Source organism: Nitrospira sp. BLG_2 (assembly GCF_049222245.1).
In genome coordinates this window covers 1-4,413 of sequence record NZ_JBLYIG010000086.1, presented here as the reverse complement: position 1 = coordinate 4,413, position 4,413 = coordinate 1, and the positions used below count along the sequence as shown (strand labels likewise).

Below are 4,413 nucleotides of genomic sequence, written 5' to 3'. Positions count from 1 at the left end.
GTGAACGTCGTCCACTCTCGTCTGAAATCCGACGGTTCCGATGCTGGGCATGCCGAGAATCTCTCCTCGCTGTTTGAATCCAATCTCGCCACCATAGATAGCGCGGCGATCGAATTGCGCAAAGCCGTCGCCGTTGACCGGATCGTTGAGGAAGAACGTGAAATTGGTGAACAGATCCAGCCGGTAATATTGACCATACGCCTTCATATAGAACTGGCCGCCCGACGTCGTGTCGTAGTGGTAGTCCATTTGGCCGGTCGTCCGCAAAGTGTTTCCCCCTTCATACGGATCGATCGAGCCGAAACGGTTCAGCGAACCGTCGGTCACGGCCCGCAACGGAATCTCGCCGGAGCCGTCCCATCTGGAATAGAGAAATGTCCCCTTTACACTGAGTTCGTCTCGCCCGGTCAGATAGGTGGTGATTTTTCCCAACACATTGGTTCGGACATACTGGTTGTCGTTGATATACGGACCATTGGTGTAATAGCCTTCGGCAGCGAACAGACTTTGCACCCGCTCTTTCGTCGGTGAAAACATCAGCATGTATCGCTGCGTGCTGAACTCTCCCCCGGCAGCTTGAACCATCCCTTCCTTAAGCACCTGGCGCGTCCGAAAATTGATCGCCCCTGCTGTCACGAAGTCCCCGTACTCAGGGAGATACGCGCCTTTATTGACTTCGACCCCTTGGATCGTTTCGGGAATGATGAAGTTCAAATCGGCATAGCCCTGTCCATGCGCATGGGAGCGCAGATTGATCGGCATCCCGTCGAGGAAGAACCCGACGTCCGTTCCGTGATCGGCATCGAAGCCGCGCAAAAAATATTGGTCTGCTTTTCCCGCTCCGCCGGAATGCTCAACGGCCAGCATGCCGGGGATCAATCGCAGTATTTGGGCGGGTCGGCCCTGAGGTTGCAACACGATTTCCTTGTCAGGAATAAACTGTTGGGAGGATGCCGCCACCGGTTTTTCTCCAATGACAGCGACTTCGGGCACTTCCAATTCGGGCTCGTCCGGGTCATGGGCCTCGGCCTTTCCCCAGGGGTTGAGCGTGAGTGCAAGAGCCAGCACGAACGTCATTGCGCGTGTCATGTCACAATTCCTCGTCATGAGTGTTGTGGACGGATGAGACGCCCACGATGGTTTTTCGACAGTCGACTCATCGACCGGCGTAGACCCTCGTGGTCTTGCAACTCAGAATGAAATGGGAAATGCCGTTAGGCTCGGCAGGCGCCTTGTACGGCAACACGAACTCGGGAGAGGCATTCGTCAATCAACGCATCCATCGTGCGGCCTTCAGTTCCCACGATTTCCACCCGGACCCGATTCAGCGGCAGCAGCACCTTCTTGGCCCTTGCCTCAAGAATCGTTTTGGCGACTTCAGGGGTGACTTCACCCAACATCGCTCCAGGCAACACCATGTTCAATGAGGCCACAATGACATCGGCCGTCGGCGCAAGTTTGGAGATCGCCTCGACTCCTGATGCGACTTGTTCAGCCCCGGCCCCCCTCATCGCCGCGGCGGCGGCAAGGTTGGTTCCCAACGCCAAAATCTGACAATCAAGATTCAAGGTTTCCCGCAACCCCGACACCAGCCGGGAACCTAACCCTCCTCCGCGCCCATCAATGACACACACGCGCATGTATTTAGATCAGTCCTTTGCCGGTGGTGGTCATGGTCAATTTGCCATGCTTGACGCCCTTCACACTCACAAGGGCATCGGCGACTTTTCTAATTTCAGAGCCTTTTCCTTTCACGACCAACACTTCAAGACAATGGTCATGATCGAGATGCACATGCATGCCCGACAAAATCTGCCCATGGTAGTCGTGCTGAATCTCCGTCAACTTACTTGTCAGATCCCGCACATGATGGTCATAGACGAACGTGATGGTGCCGACGGTTTCCTTGTTTTCATCCCATTCTTGACCCACTAAATTGTTGCGGATGAGATCGCGCAACGCTTCCGATCGATTGGTGTATTTCCGCCGTTCGATATGGCGATCGAAGGCATCCAGCAGATGATGGTCGAGCGAAACACCGAAACGCACCAACTTTTTCATTATCTTTTGCCCTCGTTGAAGTGCCACGAATTATAAATTAGTAGCACAGCATCTTTTTAAAAATCAATCGTCGATGCTCTAACCTAATTGTCTTACGTCAATTCGGTGATGATTGGATTTATGGAGAAACTGAAGGCTGCGAATGCTATCGCAGCATCTCGTTTTGTGGTGAAGAGATCACGAGCAGCAGACATCCATCGTCCGTCGACGTATCATGATGCACGGTCCCGGCTTCGGCGCGATGATAGTCTCCGATCGCCATCTCACGGCCGGCAATACTGCACCCGCCTTCGAGAACATAGAGCTCTTCTGCCGCGGTATGACGGTGGGGGGCATAGCTGGTGCCCGGCGCGAAACAGAGGAGCGTGGTGGCCCTTCGGGAAGCCGGATCAAAAGAGAGCAACTTGGCCGTCACGCCCGGAGCGATTCCACGCCAGTTCCCTTCCGACGCCCTGATGAAGGTCAGTCCCTTCGTCGGCTGTTGAAGTGCGATCTTGGCCTTCCAATATCTGACCCGCTCGGAGGTCACGGAACGAATGAGAATAGTGCGCAGGAAATTCAAAACAGCCGTCCAGCAAGATCGCGGCCAAGTGGCGAGGGAGCCGACGTCTTGAGAGAGGCGCCCCTCACTTTTATTCCTTCCCTCCTCACCCAGAAGGGCAGGCGTTTCGCTTAGAACCCGCGCCGAGTCTGTAACATCAGGGCGGATATCCGAATGCCCTTCGATTCGCGAGAAGAGCCGTTCCCGCACAGAATCGCGAGGCTTTACCGGAAGGGACGCCAAGGCCAATGTATTCGCGGCAAGATCGAACTGTTCAGTTTCGCGTCCGGCTTCCAACGCCACCGTCTTGACAAGTCGCTCGCGGAGAGTTGCGGAAGGCGTCACTGGAGTCACGCTTGCGGCCAATGCATCCGTCGTCGCTTGATACGCTGTCGCTGCTTGGCGCAAGAGATCGGATTCTCCTCGTAGTCTCACCATAAACGCCCGGCGATCGTCCGGATCCAATATCCCGAGAGCATGGAGGATCGCCTGTCCTTCCAATTCTTCCGGCAGTTTGAGTTCACTCACGGCGTTAAACCTGCCTCATAAGGCGCGAGCGCTTCGCGTAATTTCATCATACCCAATCTGATTCTCGTCTTCACCGTACCGAGAGGCAGTTGCAGCTTTTCCGCGATTTCACTTTGGCTTAAGCCATAAAAATAGGCCAGTGCGATCGCTTGCCGCTGTTCCGCCGTCAATACCGCCAACGCTTGTTGTACATACCGCCGCCGCTCTTGACCTTCGACATCCTGCTCCGGCGTGTCGTCGTTGCTGGCAAATAGTTCGGCGGCGTCCAACGATTCGATGCGCCCATGTTCGGCCGCCCCGGCGCGAAACCGGTCGATCGCCCTTGTACGGGCCAAGGTCATCAGCCAAGCCCCGGGCGCCCCTCGCGTTTCGTCATAGGTATGGGCCTGGCGCCACACCTGCGTGTAGACATCCAAGGTGACTTCTTCAGCGGCCTCGCGATTATCGAGAATTTTGAGGACAAGCCCAAAGACCTGTGGGCTCGTACGATCGTAGAACGTGGCGAGCGCTGCCTGATCACCCTGTGCCGTCAATGAAATCAGGTGCGCCCATTCCTGGTCTTTCGCCGCTTTGGCCGTTTCTGATGACATGAGCAACATAGCAATCTCCCCCATAAAACTATACGAGAGAATGGGGAAGATCGGATTGCTGACCGTGGGCTTTGTATCTTGATAGAGCCGAACTATAGCACCGCAAAAATCGCCCCAGCAAGAAGACTGTCCTAGCGAAAAGATCCAAAGCAGAACAGGTCTCGTAGTTGAGAACAGACCGTCGGCCGGTTCGAATTTACGAGACAGGTGCCCGACACAATCATTCCCGCGGATGTCCATGAAATGGAACACCATGTACTTCATGAGAGGAGGACTTCATGAAATCGCTGGTCTATTCAACCCTGGGTTTGGCACTCGCTGTCGGCGTCCTATCAGGATGCAGCGGGAGCGACGGCGTGCCCATCGTCACTCCAAGCGGTCCGACCGCTTCAGCAGACGATCAGCGCACGCCGCAATCGGACGCGCTCACATCTGATGAGGCCGCGCTGATCAGCCAAGCCGAATCAGAACCCATTCCGGCGCCGCTTCCGGATCTATAACCAATCATTCACGAGAGGTTCACAAGGAGGACACCCATGTTCGCTCGACTTCGACCATTCATCTTGACGGTACTGACTGTGCTCATGGCCGCACCGGTCCTAGCTGCAAGCCATCGCGAGGCCCCGTTGATCGCCAATGACCCGACGGCGGATATCACGGATTTTTATTTCTTCCGCAGCTGGGAGAATCCCG

At 55.4% G+C, this 4,413-nt stretch carries 7 protein-coding genes; 2 read left to right on the top strand and 5 right to left on the bottom strand.

What is annotated here, in order from left to right:
* The 5 genes from ACOSYY_RS02595 to ACOSYY_RS02575 form a co-directional block, all read right to left on the bottom strand.
* The coding region (locus ACOSYY_RS02595; protein WP_421660712.1) for a TonB-dependent receptor at positions 1-1,089 on the bottom strand (1,089 nt) is incomplete at its 3' end.
* Between the two features lie 125 nt (positions 1,090-1,214).
* The gene (locus tag ACOSYY_RS02590) at positions 1,215-1,640 is read right to left on the bottom strand and encodes a DUF3842 family protein (protein WP_421660711.1); all 426 of its coding nucleotides are present in this window, start codon (positions 1,638-1,640) and stop codon (positions 1,215-1,217) included.
* A gap of 4 nt (positions 1,641-1,644) precedes the next feature.
* Positions 1,645-2,061 carry a nickel-responsive transcriptional regulator NikR gene (gene nikR, locus ACOSYY_RS02585; RefSeq protein WP_421660710.1) on the bottom strand — a complete coding sequence of 139 codons (417 nt, stop codon included), beginning with the start codon at positions 2,059-2,061 and terminating at the stop codon, positions 1,645-1,647.
* 145 nt (positions 2,062-2,206) lie between these two features.
* Positions 2,207-3,130 carry a cupin domain-containing protein gene (locus tag ACOSYY_RS02580; protein ID WP_421660709.1) on the bottom strand — a complete coding sequence of 308 codons (924 nt, stop codon included), beginning with the start codon at positions 3,128-3,130 and terminating at the stop codon, positions 2,207-2,209.
* The gene (locus ACOSYY_RS02575) at positions 3,127-3,729 is read right to left on the bottom strand and encodes a sigma-70 family RNA polymerase sigma factor (protein ID WP_421660708.1); all 603 of its coding nucleotides are present in this window, start codon (positions 3,727-3,729) and stop codon (positions 3,127-3,129) included. Before ACOSYY_RS02575 ends, ACOSYY_RS02580 begins: the two co-directional genes overlap by 4 nt.
* A gap of 269 nt (positions 3,730-3,998) precedes the next feature.
* On the opposite strand from ACOSYY_RS02575, the gene ACOSYY_RS02570 reads away from it, so the two are divergent.
* Both ACOSYY_RS02570 and ACOSYY_RS02565 read left to right on the top strand, forming a co-directional pair.
* Complete coding sequence (locus ACOSYY_RS02570; RefSeq protein ID WP_421660707.1) at positions 3,999-4,220, top strand: hypothetical protein; 222 nt, start codon at positions 3,999-4,001, stop codon at positions 4,218-4,220.
* Positions 4,221-4,256: 36 nt separating this feature from the next.
* The coding region (locus tag ACOSYY_RS02565; protein ID WP_421660713.1) for a DUF4331 family protein at positions 4,257-4,413 on the top strand (157 nt) is incomplete at its 3' end.